General features: G+C 42.6%; 17 protein-coding genes. 7 read left to right on the top strand and 10 right to left on the bottom strand.

Annotated features, from left to right (window positions below; all coding sequences use genetic code 11):
• The first annotated feature begins 264 nt into the window (after positions 1-264).
• Positions 265-3780 (top strand): NB-ARC domain-containing protein, encoded by a 3516-nt coding sequence (locus AACW45_RS37385; protein ID WP_190630833.1) that lies wholly within the window; start codon positions 265-267, stop codon positions 3778-3780.
• Positions 3781-4453: 673 nt separating this feature from the next.
• Positions 4454-4681: a hypothetical protein gene (locus AACW45_RS37390; protein ID WP_190550081.1), complete on the top strand. Its 228-nt coding sequence runs from the start codon at positions 4454-4456 to the stop codon at positions 4679-4681.
• A gap of 986 nt (positions 4682-5667) precedes the next feature.
• Here AACW45_RS37390 and AACW45_RS37395 read toward each other — a convergent pair.
• The 3 genes from AACW45_RS37395 to AACW45_RS37405 all read right to left on the bottom strand — a co-directional run bounded on the left by AACW45_RS37395 (position 5668) and on the right by AACW45_RS37405 (position 7829).
• The gene (locus AACW45_RS37395; RefSeq protein ID WP_190630835.1) at positions 5668-7254 is read right to left on the bottom strand and encodes a glucose-6-phosphate isomerase; all 1587 of its coding nucleotides are present in this window, start codon (positions 7252-7254) and stop codon (positions 5668-5670) included.
• 108 nt (positions 7255-7362) lie between these two features.
• Positions 7363-7620, bottom strand: a complete 258-nt coding sequence (locus AACW45_RS37400) for a cytotoxic translational repressor of toxin-antitoxin stability system (protein WP_190630837.1) — start codon at positions 7618-7620, stop codon at positions 7363-7365.
• Positions 7620-7829, bottom strand: a complete 210-nt coding sequence (locus AACW45_RS37405) for a hypothetical protein (protein ID WP_096647639.1) — start codon at positions 7827-7829, stop codon at positions 7620-7622. Before AACW45_RS37405 ends, AACW45_RS37400 begins: the two co-directional genes overlap by 1 nt.
• A 247-nt stretch (positions 7830-8076) precedes the next feature.
• On the opposite strand from AACW45_RS37405, the gene AACW45_RS37410 reads away from it, so the two are divergent.
• Positions 8077-9210 carry a branched-chain amino acid ABC transporter permease gene (locus AACW45_RS37410; protein WP_190631037.1) on the top strand — a complete coding sequence of 378 codons (1134 nt, stop codon included), beginning with the start codon at positions 8077-8079 and terminating at the stop codon, positions 9208-9210.
• Positions 9200-9982: an ABC transporter ATP-binding protein gene (locus tag AACW45_RS37415; RefSeq protein ID WP_190630840.1), complete on the top strand. Its 783-nt coding sequence runs from the start codon at positions 9200-9202 to the stop codon at positions 9980-9982. Before AACW45_RS37410 ends, AACW45_RS37415 begins: the two co-directional genes overlap by 11 nt.
• 181 nt (positions 9983-10163) lie before the next feature.
• Here the strand turns inward: AACW45_RS37415 and grxD are convergent, their stop codons facing one another.
• The 3 genes from grxD to AACW45_RS37430 form a co-directional block, all read right to left on the bottom strand.
• Entirely contained in the window at positions 10164-10487 is a 324-nt protein-coding gene (grxD, locus tag AACW45_RS37420; RefSeq protein WP_190630843.1) for a Grx4 family monothiol glutaredoxin, read from the bottom strand.
• Positions 10488-10587: 100 nt separating this feature from the next.
• Entirely contained in the window at positions 10588-10845 is a 258-nt protein-coding gene (locus AACW45_RS37425) for a BolA family protein (RefSeq protein WP_190630845.1), read from the bottom strand.
• A 211-nt stretch (positions 10846-11056) separates the two neighbouring features.
• Positions 11057-11653, bottom strand: coding sequence for a hypothetical protein (locus AACW45_RS37430; RefSeq protein ID WP_190542457.1), 597 nt, complete (start codon positions 11651-11653; stop codon positions 11057-11059).
• Positions 11654-11826: 173 nt separating this feature from the next.
• Here AACW45_RS37430 and AACW45_RS37435 point away from each other — a divergent pair, with 173 nt between their 5' ends.
• Positions 11827-13929, top strand: a complete 2103-nt coding sequence (locus tag AACW45_RS37435; RefSeq protein ID WP_190630847.1) for a S8 family serine peptidase — start codon at positions 11827-11829, stop codon at positions 13927-13929.
• A gap of 111 nt (positions 13930-14040) precedes the next feature.
• Here AACW45_RS37435 and AACW45_RS37440 read toward each other — a convergent pair whose 3' ends face one another.
• The 4 genes from AACW45_RS37440 to AACW45_RS37455 form a co-directional block, all read right to left on the bottom strand.
• Entirely contained in the window at positions 14041-14817 is a 777-nt protein-coding gene (locus tag AACW45_RS37440; RefSeq protein WP_373462016.1) for a lysophospholipid acyltransferase family protein, read from the bottom strand.
• A gap of 114 nt (positions 14818-14931) precedes the next feature.
• Entirely contained in the window at positions 14932-15417 is a 486-nt protein-coding gene (gene tadA, locus AACW45_RS37445) for a tRNA adenosine(34) deaminase TadA (protein ID WP_190542450.1), read from the bottom strand.
• A 521-nt stretch (positions 15418-15938) separates the two neighbouring features.
• Positions 15939-16253, bottom strand: a complete 315-nt coding sequence (gene grxC / locus AACW45_RS37450; RefSeq protein WP_190630851.1) for a glutaredoxin 3 — start codon at positions 16251-16253, stop codon at positions 15939-15941.
• A gap of 499 nt (positions 16254-16752) precedes the next feature.
• Positions 16753-17325 carry a DUF981 family protein gene (locus AACW45_RS37455; protein WP_190630853.1) on the bottom strand — a complete coding sequence of 191 codons (573 nt, stop codon included), beginning with the start codon at positions 17323-17325 and terminating at the stop codon, positions 16753-16755.
• Between the two features lie 280 nt (positions 17326-17605).
• Here AACW45_RS37455 and glpX point away from each other — a divergent pair, with 280 nt between their 5' ends.
• Positions 17606-18643 carry a class II fructose-bisphosphatase gene (glpX, locus tag AACW45_RS37460; RefSeq protein ID WP_190630855.1) on the top strand — a complete coding sequence of 346 codons (1038 nt, stop codon included), beginning with the start codon at positions 17606-17608 and terminating at the stop codon, positions 18641-18643.
• Positions 18644-18743: 100 nt separating this feature from the next.
• Entirely contained in the window at positions 18744-20030 is a 1287-nt protein-coding gene (locus AACW45_RS37465) for a glutamyl-tRNA reductase (RefSeq protein WP_190630857.1), read from the top strand.
• The last annotated feature ends 213 nt before the right edge of the window (positions 20031-20243 follow it).

Consider the following 20243-nt stretch of genomic DNA (forward strand, 5'->3'; position numbering starts at 1 on the left):
TTTAGAAAAAAGTTAAATGTTTCCACTAAATAAGCGTTGGTATTAATCAAGTCCATCGTCAATGGTGATTCTAGGCGATGGCTTTATTCTTTTGAACAAAGGTTTTCCTATGCCTAAGTATTGAATTAATTTTTCAATGCTTGTGATACTTTTAAACAATTATCAAAACTCCTTGATGCTGTCTTTACAGAAAAGTATGGAGTTAAAGTATGTAAAGTATGGTTTGATAAAGATTAACACTTAATTATATTTACTTAAAAGCGTATGGAGTTTGCACAGGCACAGGCGATCGCTAACTCTGCTGTCAATCAAAAGCTCGCTAGAACCCTGACTGAGGTGGAAATTGCTCTGTTGTTCGGTGCTTGTAATAACTTGACCTATGAGGAAATTGCCGATCGCTCTGGGTATTCTATTAACTACTTACAGCGAGATATCGGCCCTAAGTTCTGGAAGCTGCTCAGTGATATATTTAGTCGCAAAGTTAACAAAACAAATCTGCGCGGTATTCTGTCTCAATTTACTCCCCCAATCACAGATAGCCAACCGCAAATTCCCCGTTGCGTAGATTGGGGTGAGGCCATTGATGTTTCTCACTTCTGCGCTCGTGAAGAGGAAATAGAAAACCTGAGTCAGTGGATAATTGCAGAACGCTGTCGCCTCATAGCTCTGGTGGGAATGGGTGGGATGGGTAAAAGTGCTTTAGCTGCTAAAATTTCGCAATTGGTACAAACAGACTTTGAATTTGTAATTTGGCGCAGTCTCCGTAACGCCCCACCCTTAGAAACTTTGTTAGCTGAACTGGTTACTTTCCTTTCCCAACAGCAAGACAGCCAAGGAAAGTCAGAACGGTTGCTGCACTGGCTACGAACTCATCGCTGTTTAGTGATTTTGGATAATCAAGAGACAATCTTACAACCAGGCGATCGCGCTGGCTACTATCAGCCAGAATTCAACAACTATAGCGATTTGTTGCGATCGCTAGGAGAATCGAGTCATCAAAGTTGTATTTTACTCACCAGTCGCGAAAAATCTGCGGAAATTGCCATTTTGGAAGATTTGCACGGCCCAGTGCGATCGCTTTCTCTCAAAGGTTCCTGGGAAAGTTCCCTCAAATTAATTGACTCTAAGCAACTTGTAGGAACTGAAGCCCAAAAACGCCAACTGTGTGAATTTTATAGTTGCAATCCCCTAGCAGTAAAAATGATTGCGGCTTCGATTCAGAGTTTGTTTGCTGGAGAAATTACCGGCTTTTTACAGACAGAAACCCTCGTATTTAACGGTATCCGTCGCTTGTTAGAGCAGCAATTTGAGCGGTTATCATTTCTAGAGCAGACAATTATGTATTGGTTGGCAATTAATCGCGAATGGACTGCGATCGCGGAACTAGAAGCAGATATTGTCCCTGCGGTTTCTCGCGCTAGTTTGTTAGAGTCCCTAGAATCCCTCACTTGGCGCAGTTTCATCGAAAGGCGATCGGGTGAATATACCCAACAGCCGGTGATTATGGAATATGTCACAGATTGTTTAATTCGCCAGTTTACCAGTGAATTATTAATACTTAAAACATCCTTCTTCAACCATTATGCAATTCTGAAAACAACAGTTTTAGACTATATCCGCGAAAGTCAAATTCGCTTAATTATCAATCCACTAATTGAAAAATTAAAAGCGGCATTTCAGCATAATTTTGCACAGTTAGAGCAGCATTTAAAATCGGTATTGCTGGCATTACGTAACGATCCAGAATCAACCTTTGGTTATGGAGTAGGGAACTTTATTAACCTGTGTCTGCGCCTAAAAATTGACCTCACCGGCTATGACTTTTCCCATCTGCAAATTCGCCACGCAGATTTCCGGGGTGTGACCTTAAAAGATGTCAATTTTCAATTTGCTCATTTTGCTGAATCTACCTTTACTCAAGTCTTCACCAGTGGAATGTCGGGAAAATTTAGTCCTGATGGGCAGCAATTTGCTGTTGGCGATACCAAAGGAGAACTGCATATTTGGCAGATAGAAGGAATGCAGCCATTAATGTCGATCCAGGCACATCAAGGCTGGGTTTTGGGCGCTGATTGGCATCCTGATGGCACAATGTTAGCTAGCGGTGTCGATGGCGTAGTTAGCCTTTGGGATGCCCGCACGGGTCAAAAACTGCGGGACTTGCACGGCTATAACAGTTCCATTTTGGCATTAGCCTGGAGTCCCGACGGTAAATATGTAGCCTGTGGCGGGCAACAGTCCTTACTTGTGGTTTGGAATGCTACAACGGGAGAGCGTTTGACTGAGTTGGGAACCAACAAATCTGGCGATCGCAGTAGCTGGATTCCAAGTCTGGCATGGTTACCAGATAGGGCAGTGCTGGCAGCAGGCTATACAGATGGCACAATTAAATTTTGGGATGTAGTGACTGGCGATTGCATTCGCGTCATTTCCGACAATAACAATTGGATTTTGTCTGTAGCAATGCATCCCAATGGCAGAATCCTCGCCAGTAGTGGGTACGATAAAACCGTCAAACTTTGGGATTGGCAAACAGGGGAATGTTTGCAAGCCATTAACACCGAAGAGCCTTTTAATCACCTCACCTGGAGTCTACATGGTGAGAGGCTAGCAGGTGCCAATATGAATGCTTATGTTGTCAACCTGTGGGATTGCTCTCTGCAATGTCTAAAAGTGTTGCAGGGACATGAAAACTGGATTTGGTCAGTGTCTTGGAGTCCTGATAGCAGAACCCTAATCAGTTCATCTTTCGATCAGGTGATTAAATTGTGGAATACACAAACAGGGCAATGTGTCAAAACCTTGCGCGGCTACAGTAATTCCTCCTGGTGTGTCCGGTGGAGTCAGGATGGCAATCGTCTATTGACCGCTAGCACTAACCATACTGTGCAACTCTGGGATGGTCAAACCGGGGAACGTCTAAAAGTCTTTTACGGACATAGCAACGAAGTGATATTTATTGCCTGGAGTCCAGATGAACGCTGGATGGCAAGTGGCAGTGCAGATACCACTGTTCGCATTTGGGATGTGCAGACGGGGGAATGTTTACAGGTGTTGCAGGGACATCAGGGTTGGGTAAGGGGAGTCACCTGGGGTCGGGATGAAAATTGTCTGATTAGTGGTGCCAGTGATGGAACGGTGAAACTTTGGGATACTCATTCTGGGCAATGTTTATTAACCTTGTCAGGACACAGTGGTCTGGTAAATTCCATTGCTGGGTTTTCTCTAGGCGATTTGGTTGCTAGTGGTGGTTTAGATGGAACTATTCGGTTTTGGGATTTAAGCAGGGGTGTTTGTTCTCGCGTCATTTCTGTGGGTCGTTTCGTTGGTAGCGTTGCTTTTAGTCCAGATGGCAAAACCTTGGTCAGTGGAGACTACGAAGGTATAGTTCAACTTTGGGATGTGGCCTCTGGAGATTGTTTAAAAACCTTCCTGGGGCATACAAATGGCCGTGTTTATTCAGTGGCGTGGAGTGCCGATGGCAACAAAGTTGCAAGTACCTGTACTGATAAAACAGTGAGAATCTGGAATGTTAGCACAGGCGACTGCGAACAGATTATCCAGGGCGAAAATCACGGATTGTCGGTGCATTGGCATCCAGTCAAGGACTTACTGGCGATCGCATTTTTAGAACAACCAATTCAAATTTACGATCTGCAAATCGATGAAACTGTGCAAACTTTAAGCAGATATCTTCCCTATGAAGGCGTGAATATTAACGGGGTGACAGGCATTTCTGAGGGGCAAAAAATGAACCTCAAAGCATTAGGAGCTATTTAATACTAATTTCCCATGAAGATGCATATAATTAGCCTGCCTTTGCAGGCTTTGTTTGTTTAGCCCCACCCTTCTAGGGTGAGGGCGTTAATGTGCAGCCTCACATAAAATTTGTATAAGCTTAATCAAAATAATTTACGCTTTTTGCAATCTAATTCAGCTTGAAAAGAACCTAGCAAAAATTATTTTAATTGGTAAATTAACCGCTTCTCTCACTTTGGCAATAAAAAATAAATTCGGTTTAGGTTGACTATTTTAAAAACCAAAAATTATAATATAACACTTTAATATTTTGGGTTTTATTCCTCAATTCAATATACATTAATACAGCAATTTTAGGTAAATGAGGTACGCGCTTTGGGGCATGGCAGTGCCAGTGCCCCTACAATTAACGATTATCTGTACCTCACCAATTTGCAATTCGCTGTGTCATCTCAGTACTTACGCAAAAATGACGTTATAACTTTGATTTACCGTAGGGGCAATTCATGAATTTCACTTACATTCCGTACTTGCTGCGTATGTCATACATATTTTTGTGTAATGGTATTACTTTCACTTTGCCAAAAATTCATGATGCTATCTTTAAGCTATCTCAAATAGTATGAAGATATAGTTATTGGCAAAAAATATCGATTAAAATATGAATCAAATATTACTACTTAACTTATAAAAAATGAGTCGCAAAAAAGCTAATACATGGTTTATTTTGTTGTCCTTGATATTTATAGGCTTTGGCGATAGCTTCCTCCCCAAACCTTTAAGTACTGCCAGCTTCCAAGCTCGGACAAAAATCAACGAATTTATAATTGGCTTGTTTCCCGATTGGGAGCCAAAAACTAACCCTTATTCGCGTACAGAAAGGGCTTTAGAAGAAACTGAAAAAGGTGGTTCTCGGAGGTAGAACGGGATAGCAGGGGGCAGGGAGCAGGGGGATAATTATCAAAAAATTGGTTCTAAAACCCCGTCCTTCCAGGACGGCTTCTGGTAGAATGGGAATTGTGGCAGGGTAATCAACCACTTAAAAAACCCTATTGCTACCTAACAAGTAGACGAGGCAGTGCGGTCTTGGGGTCTCCCCAAATGGATCGACTGCCGTGCTGCACCTTGACAACTAAATCTAGCGGGTTCTACTTCGTAGTTTTAGTATCACCTGGAAGTAGGTAAAAGATTTACAGGTACTAGACGAACAGCATTAAACTTCAAACAAATATTGCTCTAATGCAACTATGGTCGGGCAGACCAAAAGTTAAAGCTTGGGAGCCAGTGCGTTGGGCGGCTTTGCCGACTTGAAGCAACTGGCGTGGAGAGAACCACCTCTTTTTTAGATACCGCAAGGGGTCTAAGTTAAGTGGACTCGTTGAACCAAGAATCCTCAGCATGACGGCTGAGGAGTGTCAACTGTAGCCAGGATTTAGAGAAATAGTCTAAATTCTCATCCCAATTTCAAAAAACAATGCGACAGATGGTAGGGGCATGGCACTGCCCATTGGTGTCAACTTAACCTGAAACCTGCTTGGTTGCAAGGTTTCGCCCTCACCTCCAGCCCCTCTCCCTCAGGAGAGGGGAGCAAGAGATTCAATTCCCCTTCTCCCTTAGGGAGAAGGGGTTAGGGGATGAGGGCGCGAGGGTTTTTGTATAACACGCGCCGTATATAGCTTTTAGCTTAAGTTGACACGTATGGGCACTGCCATGCCCCCAAGCGCGTACCTCATTTACCTGAAAATAGCTGTAAATTGGTATCAATTTCAACAACAAGCAGGGGCACGGCATTACAAACTTGCAGTAAAATCACCTTTGATAGTGCCGTGCCCCTACAATTTGGGTATTTTTAATTGAAAATCCCTTACGGATATAAAATTGTTGCATTGGCAACAACCAGGGTATCCATTAGCCGAGAGAAACTTTTAAACTGCTGGGTTGTGCCAGATTACCATGCAACACCACACCTCGCTGATTGGCATACAGGTGACGCAGAATTATGTAAATTGCCTCAATTTTTTCGGTTGCGCCTGCTTTTTCAGCAATTTCTGCTAAAGTCAAGGCAGATTTTTCTGTTTGCAGTACTTCAATGACGCTTTTTTGTAAATCAAGAATAGCAGCTGCGGCTTTTTTACCAGCTTCTACCCCTGGTTGGTGGTAAGCGTTGATGTTGACTAAGCTAGCATACAATCCAACTGCACGCTCATATAAAGCAATTAAAGCGCCAACAGTACGCGGATTAACTTGAGGAATGGTAACTGTGATAGAATCGCGGTGATTTTCGTAAAGTGCTTGTCTGGTTCCTTGGAGAAAACCAGAGAGATAATCGCCTGATGTTACTCCCGGATCGATTTCTGGAGATGGACTTTGACGATCTTCTAAAACTTCAATTAAGGTAGCAAAGAAATTGGGTACACCTTCACGTAACTGCTGTACGTAAGCGTGTTGATCTGTCGAGCCTTTGTTACCATAAACGGCGATACCTTGATATACAGTATTACCATCTAAGTCTTTTTCTTTACCCAAAGATTCCATTACTAGCTGTTGCAGATAACGGCTGAATAATAGCAGGCTGTCCTTGTAGGGAAGCACAACCATATCTTTTTCACCCTTACCATTGCCAGCATAGTACCAAGACAAAGCGAGTAGGGCGGCGGGGTTGTTTTTGATATCTGCTACGCGGGTAGCATCATCCATTTCTTTTGCACCTTCTAGGATGGCGCGAATGTCAATGCCTTGCAAGGCGGCTGGTACTAAGCCAACTGTAGACATTTCGGAAGTGCGTCCTCCCACCCAGTCATACATGGGGAATCTGGCTAACCAGCCTTCAGCTTTGGCGATTTTATCTAAGTTGCTATCAACGCTGGTAATAGCGACTGCATATTGAGCAAATTCTAAATTTTGCCCAGCGTAGGCTTTTTTAACTTCAATCATGCCATTGCGCGGTTCGGGCGTGCCGCCAGATTTGGAAATTACCAAAACTAAGGTGCTGGCGAGACTGTTGCGCAATTGGGTAAGAATCCGATCGATTCCTGCGGGATCTGTGTTGTCAATAAAGTGAATTTTTAGCGGTGGAAAATCGGGGGACAGGGCTTCAGCAACAAATTGGGGGCCTAAAGCAGAACCACCAATGCCAATGGAGATAATATCAGTAAAGCGATTAGCTCTAGGAGGATGAATAGCACCTGTTTGGATTTTTTCGGCAAAGGCTTCGATTTGTTCTAAGGTTTGGGCAATTTCTTGGGTAAGTTCTGGAGTTGGGGCTAAATCGGGATTTCGCAGCCAGTAATGTCCAACCATGCGATTTTCGTCCGGATTAGCGATCGCACCCTTTTCCAGTGCTACCATATCCGCAAACGCCTTTTCAAACTTCGGCTGCAACGAATCTACAAAGGTATCATCAAACCGCATCCGACTCACATCAAGATACAGCCCTAATCCCTCGTGGAAATATAACCAATTTTGGTATCGTTGCCAAAGTGCTTTAGCATCCATAAGGGAAATCTCAACTTTAAAGTGTTTTTCAAAAACCAGTTTAATGTAAGGTTACAGCGATCCCTGCTTTGCCTTATACAGTTTTAAGTGTTGATCTAAGCTTTAGCGTTAGACATCCGGCATAGGTATGACACATAAAAATTTCACAATTTCACCTCTGACTTCTATCCCAATTAAATAATTATCAACGGTGAAGCGGTGAAATATACCATCATCATCAAGTTGCCGCAGTTGGGGAAGAGTACGCATTTGCCAGTGGTGCGGAAACTCGTAAAATATAAAATTATACACCTGCTCGTAAGCAGATGTTTCTAAACTCTTCAGGTCGTGTAAAAAAGACCTAGTATAACGCACTTCTACAATCACTAAGTTTCACTTCCCCAATACATTAACTGTCGAATTGCCTCGTCTTGAGTTAAGATGTCCCACGGTTGCTGCGATCGCTTGGTTTCTTCTATAGCCTTGAGCATACAAAAGTCACAATAGAGATTGTGGACAACTTCCCAAGTAGTTGGTAAATCCTCATCCGCCAATTGATCGATTAAGTGATGAATTCTCGTTCGTAATAAATTCATAAATTTATTTATTACCCTTAACACAACCATAGTATGCCCAGAATTTAGCCAATGATTAACCGCAAGCCTGCACGATCCTTTAAACTACAATCTATTCACTTAGCATAAGCACGAGAAGGGACAAGGGAGACAAGGGAGACAAGGAGGACAAGGAATTTTAGATTTTAGATTCAAACCCAATCCAAAATCGCAAATCCAAAATCCAAAATTGAATTGCCCCATGCCCCATGCCCCATGCCCAATTTATATGTTTGAATATTTAATCTTTTTAGCGATTTCTACAGCCACCTTTGCCCTGTTCAGTTTGGGACTAAACTTGCAATGGGGTTTCACGGGGTTAATTAACTTTGGTCATATTGCTTTTATGACCTTGGGAGCCTACACAACGGTATTGTTGACCTTAAAGGGCGTTCCCATCTTATTATCGGCAATTGTCGGTGCTATTGTTGCCGCTTTGTTAGGCTTGGTAATTGGTTTCGCTACTCTCCGCCTGCGAGAAGATTACCTGGGGATTGTCACCATTGGCGTAGGCGAACTAATTCGCTTGGTGGTGAATAACCAAGATTTACCTGTGGGTAATACCTGGATTTCCGGCGCTTTTGGTGTGCAAAGTTACCCCATACCTTTCGCGACTACGCCAAATTTATTTTTCAGATTTGTGCTGATGGGTTTACTGACAATGCTTTTAGGCGTTACAGTTTTCTCCTTATGGCGCTGGATAAATACTACGAGGGTATCTAGCGGTACTGAGAATTTAACGAAGAAAACTAGTAAACAGGAATTCGTATCTCGGTTGATTGTCGGGCTTTTCTTGGGACTATTGGCGGTAATTGTTTATATTTCTGGTATCGTCACCCTGTATAACTACATCCCCAAAGCTGGGTTAATGGTGGTAGCGCTGTTAGTCTTAGCTTTTGTTTTCTGGCGGTTGGAAATGTTAGTGCGATCGCCTTGGGGTAGAGTTCTTAAAGCCATCCGCGAAGATGAGGAAATTCCCAAAGCTTTAGGTAAAAACGTCTTTTGGTATAAACTGCAATCATTGATGTTAGGCGGTGCGATCGCGGGAATAGCTGGTGCGTTCTTTGCTTGGCAACTCAGCGCCGTTTATCCCGATAATTTCCAGCCACAGCTAACTTTTGACGCTTGGATCATGGTAATTTTAGGCGGTTCAGGAAATAACATCGGCACAATTTTGGGTGCTGTGATTTTCTTTGCCTATGATGCCATTACCCGCGAACTTTTACCAAAAATTATTCCTCTGGATGAGGCGCGGTTGGGTGCATTTCGCATCATGGTAATCGGGTTAATTTTGATGGTACTCATGATTTGGCGTCCACAAGGTATCTTAGGGAAAAAGGAGGAACTTACTCTTGGTAAATAACCAGTCACCCCAACTTCCCTTACTGGCGGCTACTGGACTTTCTAAAAGCTTTGGTGGAATTAAAGCCGTCAATGATGCCAGCATTGAGGTAGCTAAAGGTAGCATCACAGGTTTAATTGGCCCTAATGGTGCTGGTAAAACTACCTTTTTTAACTTACTTTCTAATTTCATTCGTCCAGATAAAGGGCGCGTGATTTTTGATGGGGAACCAATTCATCACCTCCAACCACACCAAATTGCCCAACAAGGCGTAGTCCGCACCTTTCAGGTAGCCCGGACTCTTTCGCGGTTGTCGGTGCTAGAAAACATGCTGCTAGCGGCGCAAAAGCAAACTGGCGAGAATTTTTGGCAGGTACAATTCCAACCCCATGTAGTAGCGAAGGAAGAAAAGCAGCTGAAAGAACAGGCGATGATTTTGTTAGAGTCAGTGGGGTTGGCAAAAAAAGCCCATGATTACGCCGGTGGTTTATCTGGGGGACAGCGCAAGCTGCTAGAAATGGGGCGGGCGCTGATGACGAATCCTAAGTTAATATTGTTGGATGAACCCGCAGCTGGGGTGAATCCGCGATTAATTGATGATATTTGCGATCGCATTCTTCACTGGAACCGCCAAGATGGCATGACTTTTCTGATTATCGAACATAATATGGATGTCATCATGTCCTTGTGCGATCGCGTTTGGGTGTTAGCTGAAGGTAAAAACCTCGCTGACGGTACACCCGCAGAAATCCAAACTAATCCCCAGGTTTTAGAAGCTTATCTAGGTACATAATCAAAACCCCTAACCTGTTTTAGGTTGGGGTTGTAAGGGCGGGTTGAGAGATATCCTTGGTGATTAACGAAAATCATCCATCAACCCGCCCCTACTTCTGGTTTAATTACGAATTACGTAGACGCCTAGCGGCTTCCCGAAGGGAATTACGAATTACGAATTACGAATTACGAATTACGAATTACGAAGCTAAGGCTACTTCCACTAATTGCTGTAATTCACCACTTTGATACAATTCAATTAAGATATCTGAACCGCCAATAAATTCGCCATTGATATAGACTTGGGGAATTGTCGGCCAGTTAGAATATTCCTTAATTCCTTGACGAATTTCTGGATCGGAGAGAACATCACAAGTCTCGAAAGGAACGCCCAATGTATTAAAAACCTGCACGGCGTTGTTAGAGAAACCACATTGCGGCATTAACTTGTTTCCCTTCATGAAAACAAAAATCTTGTTTTGTTTTACGTAGCTGTCAATTTTTTGTTTTACTTCTGGCGTCATGGTTTTTCTGTTTCCTAGTTTTGCTTATAGTCTAGAGGAGCCAGCGCCTGTAGCGAGCGCAACTTGAGGCGACTGACATTTAACAGTCAGTATTAAACGACTAAGAAGCGGCTGTAGTTTGCCAAGCTTCGGGAGTGTAAGTCTTGATGGCTAGTGCATGAATTGCTTCTGTTGACATAGCTTGTCGCAATGCACCGTAGATTAACTGATGTTGTTGCACCAGTCTCTTACCTGCAAACTGCGATGAAACTACTGTCACTTGATAGTGGTCGCCACCACCAGTCAAATCTTGCACTTTAACCAGTGCGTCTGGCAGTTCCGCTACGATCATTGCCTCAACCTGCTGCGGACTAATCATCGCAATTCCTGAAAAAACTTCTTTTCTATTATTAACAGATAGAGCGCGATCGCTTTTTTTACCCTGGCAGTGGTTACCAAGCTAAAAAAAACTAGGCACTCTAGGCACTTGTGTTTGAGAATGCCTCAACAGACAATAGATATTTAAATCCTACCATTAAGGCATTGCCCAGCATAGCATTCCATCACAGGGAATATTGGCATTTGTGAACTTATTTTTGGGAAGAAGAACTCCCACCTTGTCGGGGATAGGGTGCATCTACAAAGCCTAATTCATACAGCTGTTGATAAGCTTTTTTGCCCAATTCCCTTGTGGGGTTTTGACTTTTGATAATTTGGATTAGCAAAGGTACAGCCAATTCTGATTGATTTTGTGCCCGATGCACTAATGCCAGTCTATAGGTAGCTTCATCTCTAAGCTGGGCTGTATCTCGCGCTTTTTGGCGCTGAGACTCAGAAACTCTGTTGTCAATTCCCGAAAAACTGGCGTTGAGATCTTGGTAAAAATTAGACAGCTGATTAAAAACCTGGCGTGCTTCTTGAAGTTTTTTGGCAGCTACATCATATTTTTGGCCAGATACAGCATCCTCGGCTTCTTTGAGCAAGCGCTGTCCGTTTTCAATGCTCAACAACGTAGTGTTTTGCGCTACCGGACGCAGATTGTTGGGATTGTTGGGGTCTATAGGTTGTGCTTGATTGTTGCTTGGTAAATTGTTTACCTGAGCATAACTAGGTGATAGCAGACTGAGGGTTGCTATGAGTGATAAAGAAGTGAAGCTAATCCAGGGAACAGCAACGGCTAGGTTCATGGGATCAATTCGTGCGACAAAATATATAAAAAGCAAATGGAAACTTCGGGTATCTTAACTCTGTTTTTGTCTTTAACCAAGCAAAGTCACATTCTCAGTTTCTCTGTTTTAGACTGAAAATCAGGCTAATTGAGTTCCCTCAGCTTTTAATCATAATATCTAAAAGTGTTTCTATGAACGATCCCATGAATTCTGCCAACTCTCCCAATCCAGGTATACCAGTTAACAATCTGGGGTTAGTATTACAACGCGGTGGGGAAGAATTGATTTTAGAAAAGGTTTTAGATCGTTTCACTGTTCGTCTGCTTCGAGATTTAAATTCCCAGGAATTATCTCAAATAAATTGGGGTACTTGGCAACGCAGCATTCCCCAAGCCAAGCTAGAACTTTTTACTATAGCACCCAATCAGTTAGAAACGGCAATGTCCCAAGCCCGTGCTGACAATCGAGTTGCTTTTGCTAGCCATATTTACAAGCTCAAAAATAATCCGGGAACTTTTGTTTATCTCAATGACCAAATCACTATTCAATTTGCTACTAATATTGATGCTGCTCAGATCAATGCGCTCGCAACTGCATTTAACCTAGTGCAAGAAAAACCAGTACCAGGTTTACCAAATACTTTTGTTTTTGGTGTCAGTAAACAAGCTACAGACAATCCCCTGAAAATTGCCAATCAATTGCAATTTCGCCCAGAAGTATTAGCTGCTGAACCAAATATTTTGGTACGTCAGGAAACCCATTATAAACCCCGCGATCCTCTGTATGCCCAGCAATGGTATCTTAACCACAATGGCGGTAATCAATTAACAGTTGGTTCCCATATTGCTGTCGAAAAAGCTTGGGATATTACTCGCGGTGTCCGTTCTGTAGTTGTCGCTGTAGTTGATGATTCTTTTGATTTAAATCATCCCGATTTTCAAGGTAGCGGTAAGATTGTCGCCCCTAGAGATTTAAAAGAAAATGATTTTTTACCTTTACCTGATGAAGAAGAAACTAGCCACGGTACAGCCTGCGCAGGAATAGCTGTGGCTGAAGAAAATGGTAAAGGAATTGTCGGGGTTGCACCTGGTTGTGCTTTAATGCCAATTCGCACCACGGGATTTTTAGATGATGAATCGATTGAAGATATCTTTAATTGGGCAATAGATAAAGGTGCAAGTGTCATTTCTTGCAGTTGGGGGGCATCGGCTGTATATTTCCCTTTATCTATGCGTCAACGTGCAGCAATTACGCGGGCGGCTACTAAAGGGCGGAATGGTAAAGGTTGTGTCATTTTATTTGCGGCGGGAAATGCTAACCGCCCAATTGACGGGACTATTTTTGAGCGCAAGTGGCCGAAGAATTTATTATCAGGTAATACAGATTGGTTAAGTGGTTTTGCGGTACATGCTGATGTGATGGCTGTCGCTGCGAGTACGAGTTTGAATAAGAAATCAGCCTATAGCAATTGGGGTAATAATATTGCTGTATGTGCCCCTAGTAACAATGCACCGCCGGGGATGTGGTTTCAAGAAGCTGGGTTTATGGAAACCCAACCTGCGATCGCTACTTCTCTTTCTGGTTTAGGTATGCTCAGTACCGATCAATTAGGAGACGCAGGTTACGATCGAGGAGATTTTACCAACAACTTTGGCGGTACTTCAGCAGCCACACCTGTAGTTGCTGGTGTCGCTGCCTTAATTTTGTCAGCAAACCCTGACTTAACTGCCCAACAAGTCAGACGAATATTACAAGAAACCACTGATAAGATTGTAGACACCAATCCTGACCCCCAATTGGGTTTTCGGGAAGGTACTTATGACAGTAACGGACATTCCCAATGGTTTGGTTATGGCAAAGTGAATGCAGCCAAAGCCGTGCAATTAGCGCAGCAAATGCGTACAGGGGTATCAACTCCGAGTAAGCAAATTAAGGGGAGAAATGATAGTGCGTTAGGTATTCCCGATAATAATCGCCAAGGAATTAAAAGCGCGATCGCGATTTCCGAGGCCAGTATCATCCAAGATATACAAGTTACAGTTAATCTCACCCACAATTTTTTAGGCGATTTAGAAATTTATTTAATTGCACCCAATAATCAACAAGTTTTATTACAAAATCGCACTTTAGGAAGGCGGACAACATTACAAACAACATATACAGTGCGATCGCACCCAGCACTCAAACAATTGCTTTCCATCTCAGCTAAAGGACGTTGGCAATTGTGGTTAGTCGATTATGTCGCGCAAGATGTTGGTCAATTGAATAGTTGGGAATTAAGTTTGAGTATTTAGTCAATGGTCAATGGTCAATAGTCAATGGTCAAGGGTCATTAGTCATTAGTAAAGGTGAGTTACTCTGAAGTTGAGACTAACTATTGACTCTGGACTATGGACTTTTGACATTTAAGAATTAGGAATTTCTGCAAATGTATGATTAGGAATTTCTGTTTCTTGGTGGCTGAGTTGTTGTAAAACTTTGGTTAAATCGCTAGTTAAAGATTTAGCATTTTGTTTGAGAGAACCATGATTGTAATCTGCAACTGTGATGGGTGAGCCGATGTTAATAATTACATCAGTACCCCAGTTAGGATAGCTTTGACTGTAATTGATACTAATAGGAATGATTTTTACGCCTAAATCTGGCTGGCTGGCTTCTGCACTCAAAGCTAAACGGGCGATTCCTGGCTTTAAGGGGTGAACTTCACCATCACGGTAAATTCCGCCTTCGGGGAAAATAACCAAGGTTTTTTTCTGCTGTAGTAAATCGACACCGTGGCGTAAGGTTGTAATTGATGGATGCTTCGGATCTACAGGAAAACCCCCTAAGCGTCTCACAAACCAACCTTGCAATCCTTTGCATTCGCTGCTGGTGACCATAAATCGTAAGTCCTTTTTGCAGTGACAAGCGATCGCCGCATAAGGTACAAGTAAAGCATCCCAACGGGCGCGGTGGGTAGGTGCCAGAATCATCGGCCCGGTTTCGGGAATATTTTCTTCACCGATAATTTGAATATGTCCAAAAAACGACGGTATTAAAAAGTACCGTCCTAAGAGATACGCTAAAGGTGCTAACCAAGCAGAAACCCGTGAAGTATCAGAGGTAGTATTAGCCACCTGGTTATGGCTGCGGGTGTTTGCGAGTTTTTGCTCAGAGGTAGTAGTAGCAGAGTGAATGTCCATCATGCTCGTGACTGCCGATTGCCTAGTAAAATGTGACGAAACCTTGATTAGTTACACCGTAAATTTTCTTTCTTCACTTGTGTCATACCTATTGGACAGTTTCGTCTCTGTCTGCTAATTTCGCTTATGCCGTTTGGTAGCAAACCAAGCTTGCAATTGCTGACGGCAAGCCGACTCTAAAACCCCGCCAATGACTTTCAGGCGGTGATTAGAGGCTGCACTATCGGGGATGTTGGTAACAGTACGAATTGCACCAGTTTTGGTATCGTCTACTCCATACACCAGCAATCCCACACGGGCGTGTATAATGGCACCTGCACACATTGGACAAGGTTCCAAAGTTACATAAAGGGTGCATTGATTAAGATGCCAATTTTGTAAATTTTGAGCCGCTATTCTCAAGGCAACAATTTCTGCGTGAGCTGTGGGGTCTTTGTCACGTTCTTTGCGGTTTTCACCTTCTGCAAGCAGATTTCCTGCTGCATCAATTATTGCTGCTCCTACAGGTACTTCTCCAGCTTCACCAGCTGCTTGTGCTAATTCCAAAGCACGACTCATCCATTTTCGATGGATAAGATATTCTGGGTATGCAATTAACATTGGATTATTGCTAATTCTGATTGAGAACCCAAAGCTTGACCGCGCCAATTTTAGATTTTAGATTTTAGATTTTAGATTATTTCGGTTCATGCCCCGCCTCCGAAGTTCAGAGCGCCGGCTTCCGGCGCTCTGACTTCTCTCCTTGTGGGTGGAACAAATCCAAAATCGTCAATTTAAAATCCCCAAGCTGCATCCCGGAATCGGTGCAGTCAATCCAAAATCGTAAATCCAAAATCCAAAATTGATTGACACAATCAAGTTTTTACGCGCCTAGATCGAAACATATTCGCGTTCAGGTTGTCCAGGAGCGAGCAGAGCCAGTGCTGTAGGCGGGTTAAGAGACTGGTAGCAACTGCCGTTAACTGGCGTTCAAAAGTCCAGGTTAGCCTTTAACTCTGGATTCTGGACTTTTGACAACCTGAGTGCAAAATATCCGATTTAAATGCGTAGGGCTAATTTAATGTTTATTTTTGGTTCTAGCTGGGAAGTATTTAAATAGCCTGGAGGCGATGATTTTGAGTTTAAACGGCTGTTTGCGCTAATAGTGGATCGAGTTGACCTTGGGTATCTAATTGATAAAGGTCATCACAGCCACCAATATGTTGATTATTAATAAAAATTTGGGGAACTGTGCGGCGTCCGTTAGCTCTTTGTGCCATTTTGGCTCTAGCTGTCTCGTCGCCGTCTATTTTGTATTCTTGGAATTGAACACCTTTCCACCAAAGTAGCATTTTAGCGCGGATACAGTAAGGGCAAGTTTGCCAAGTATAGATTTCAACTTGAGCTTTAACTCGCTCAGGATAACGGTTTAATAAAGGATTGAGAAAGTTCAGCATATTTGCATATTATCGCTTTTTCTGAATTTTCTCTAGATTGAGTTATTTGTTCTAGGTAATTTTTTATCATCTGGAGAGTGTAAACCAATTTGCCAAGGTTTTGAGATGATTATCGCTAGATTAATAATCAGTGAATGCCTATATGAGGGCTGCTACAATTAACACATTTATAGTTATTAATTAAGCGCCAATTTTACTGTATTTTGCACTACAGAGTTTTGCAGTAAAAATGCTGCTTATACTTTACCTTAATGACTTCCAGAAAATAAATTATCTCATTTTTAGTGCGGCAGATTCTTTGTTTTGGGGCTTCCTCTGGCTTGAAAATAGGGGTTAGGAGCTAGGGGCTAGGAACTAGGGGAGAGATTTTTTCATGATTTGTTATATGCTAAACAGCAATCATTCACCTATTGGCGAAAGTCGATAAATATGTTGCATTTTTAGATACATAATTAATACTTAAAAAATGGGTAATAGCATTAACTCAATCCAGAATTATTCAACGCATAGGGATGGGAACCCACTTTTGGAAAGTTTCGAGATGATTCCAATAGGCTAAATAACCAGTAAATGCCCAAATCAGCGCGGCTGCAATCAGCACTATTACCCCAATTAATCGCCAAGTACGGTTTGTTTTCCAGTAAAGAGTTGGTGCTGCACAAACGCCACTTAAACCTGTAAGAATAAAGCCTATCCCTGACATTAATGGTTGTTTTGTTATCCCTAAGTTAATAATTCTCATACCGATGACAATTGCTACTAAGCCTGCAAAGAAAGCATAAATAGCTATTGTTAATAAATCCCAGCCTAGAGAAAGAGCGATCGCGCTACTCATAAATAAGATACCAAATAAAACGGTAGTTTCCCCAAATGCGATATTAAAGCTACCGCCAACTGGCCAGGTAAAAGTCATGTGTAAGCCTGTTGTGAGTGCGATCGCGCCTGTAATCCCAAAACCAGGAATCCAGCTTTTCTGGCGATCGCTATCTATTCCGCGATATACGTAATCAGCGAGTAAAAATAACCCGGCTACCATATTAATTAACATCAGTGTGATGTAGTCAATAAACATGTTCCACTCAGAAAAACACACTTAATAGAAGCGTACAATATTACCTATGTAATTGCCTATACTTTCTGTTTGATGATTAATAAAGACTTCTAGCGGTTTAATATTAGTGTAAATACGCAAAAATTGGTATATTGAAAAACAATAGAAAATTAATAGCAGCAAAACTTAACATAGAGTAGTAGCAATAGTATTTTCCAGGGGTATCCGCCCTTTGGTAGACTTGAAGACTGGAACAGCTAGATAAAACGACGCTAAGTCAAGCAGTTTAGAGGGCGACTCTGTGGAAAATACACTTGGATTAGAGATTATTGAGGTAGTAGAACAAGCCGCGATCGCATCCGCAAAGTGGATGGGTAAAGGCGAAAAGAACACTGCTGACCAAGTGGCAGTGGAAGCAATGCGCGAACGCATGAATAAAATCTATATGCGCGGTCGCATTGTGATTGGAGAAGGTGAACGCGATGACGCCCCTATGCTATATATTGGGGAAGAGGTGGGTATCTGCTCCCGTCCAGATGCTAAGGACTTCTGTAACCCAGACGAACTCATCGAAATTGACATTGCCGTTGACCCTTGTGAAGGTACGAACTTGGTAGCATACGGCCAACCAGGCTCGATGGCTGTATTGGCAATTTCCGAAAAAGGTGGTTTATTTGCTGCGCCTGACTTCTACATGAAGAAATTAGCAGCGCCTCCAGCAGCTAAAGGCAAGGTAGACATCAACAAATCAGCAACAGAAAACCTCAAAATTCTCTCCGAGTGTCTAGATCGCTCTATTGAAGAACTTGTGGTAGTAGTCATGAAGCGCGAACGCCACAACGATTTAATTAAAGAAATCCGCGACGCTGGAGCGAGAGTACAACTGATTTCTGATGGTGATGTGGGTGCAGCTTTATCTTGTGGTTTTGCTGGAACCAACATTCACGCCCTGATGGGTATCGGTGCTGCACCTGAAGGTGTAATTTCCGCCGCCGCTATGCGTGCTTTAGGCGGACATTTCCAAGGTCAGCTGATTTATGACCCGGCTATCGTCAAAACAGGGTTAATTGGCGAAAGCAAAGAAGCTAACTTGGAGCGTCTGCAGTCAATGAATATCACTGACCCAGATAAGGTCTATGATGCTCATGAACTCGCATCTGGTGAAACCGTGCTGTTCGCTGCTAGCGGTATTACCAGTGGTAATCTCATCCAAGGTGTACGCTTCTTTCATGGAGGAGCTAGAACTCAAAGCCTAGTTATTTCCAACCAGTCAAAAACTGCGCGCTTTGTGGATACTATTCACATGTTTGAACAGCCGAAGTACGTACAATTGCACTAAGCAATAAATAGTCAGGAGTTAGGAGTTTAAATCCCCTACCTAACTCCTGACTCACCATTCACCACTTACCATTTACCATTTAGCAATTACCAATTAGCAGATGAATATAGCAGTGGTGGGGTTAAGCCATAAAACAGCCCCAGTAGAAATCCGGGAAAAGTTGAGCATCCCCGAACCCCAAACAGAAAATGCGATCGCTCAACTGACTAGCTATCCCCATATTGACGAAGTGGCAATTCTCAGCACTTGTAACCGCCTGGAAATTTATATCGTCACAGGCGAAACAGAACATGGTATTCGCGAAGTCACGCAGTTTTTAGCTGAATATAGTAAATTGCCTGTCACATCTTTGCGTCAACACCTGTTTATGTTGCTGCATGATGATGCTGTGATGCATGTGATGCGCGTAGCAGCAGGTTTAGATAGTTTAGTCCTGGGAGAAGGACAAATTCTGGCTCAAGTGAAAAATACTCACAAATTAGGCCAGCAATATAACGGTATAAAAACAATTTTGAATCGGTTATTTAAACAAGCTTTAACAGCAGGTAAGCGAGTTCGTACTGAAACTAGCATTGGTACTGGCGCAGTTTCCATCAGTTCGGCGGCGGTGGAATTGGCGCACATGAAAGTCGAAAATTTAGCGGCTTCGCGGGTGGCGATTCTTGGTGCTGGTAAGATGTCGCGCTTGTTGGTACAGCATTTAATTTCTAAAGGTGCCCAGCAAATTAGTATTTTAAATCGCTCTCGCGATCGCGCTCTGGAATTAGCCAAACAATTCCCCGAACAAGCTTTAGATATTCAACCACTCTCGGAAATGATGAGAGTAATTTCCCAGAGTGATTTGGTATTTACTAGTACTTCGGCTACAGAACCAATATTAGATCGTGCCAAATTAGAAATGGTTTTAGAGCCTAGCCAGTCTCTAATGCTATTTGATATTTCCGTACCCCGTAACGTCCATGCTGACGTAAATGAGCTAGCTAACGTCCAAGCCTTCAATGTGGATGATTTGAAGGCGGTTGTGGCGCAAAATTACGAAAGTCGGCGGAAGATGGCGCAGGAAGCGGAGAAGATTTTGGATGAAGAAGTAGAAGCTTTTGATATTTGGTGGCGCAGTTTAGAAACTGTCTCCACTATTAGCTGTCTGCGCAATAAAGTCGAAACCATCCGCGAACAAGAATTAGAAAAAGCCTTGTCGCGCTTAGGTTCAGAATTTGCCGAGAAACATCAAGAAGTAATCGAGGCACTTACAAGGGGAATAGTTAATAAAATTTTACACGATCCGATGGTGCAATTGCGAGCGCAGCAGGATGTAGAAGCCAGAAGGCGATGTATGCAAACTCTGCAAATGCTCTTTAATTTAGACGCAGAAGAGCAATTTAGCTAAATTATTGGGGAATTTTGGAGTTTATTTAGCTAAAAATCTCACCAAATACCTTTTAATAAGCCTTTATTCGGTATTGAATAGGCGATCGCTTTAATGTTTTGTTAAGAAATATTCAGGCGATCACCTAAAATTGTCCTACTAACATTATTAAATAATTACTATAAAATTTACCAGCAAATTAATTATGTGGGATGAGGCATAAAGGTATAAATA

This window comes from Calothrix sp. FACHB-168, from assembly GCF_963889195.1.
Classification (GTDB): Bacteria; Cyanobacteriota; Cyanobacteriia; order Cyanobacteriales; family Nostocaceae; genus Aulosira; species Aulosira anomala_A.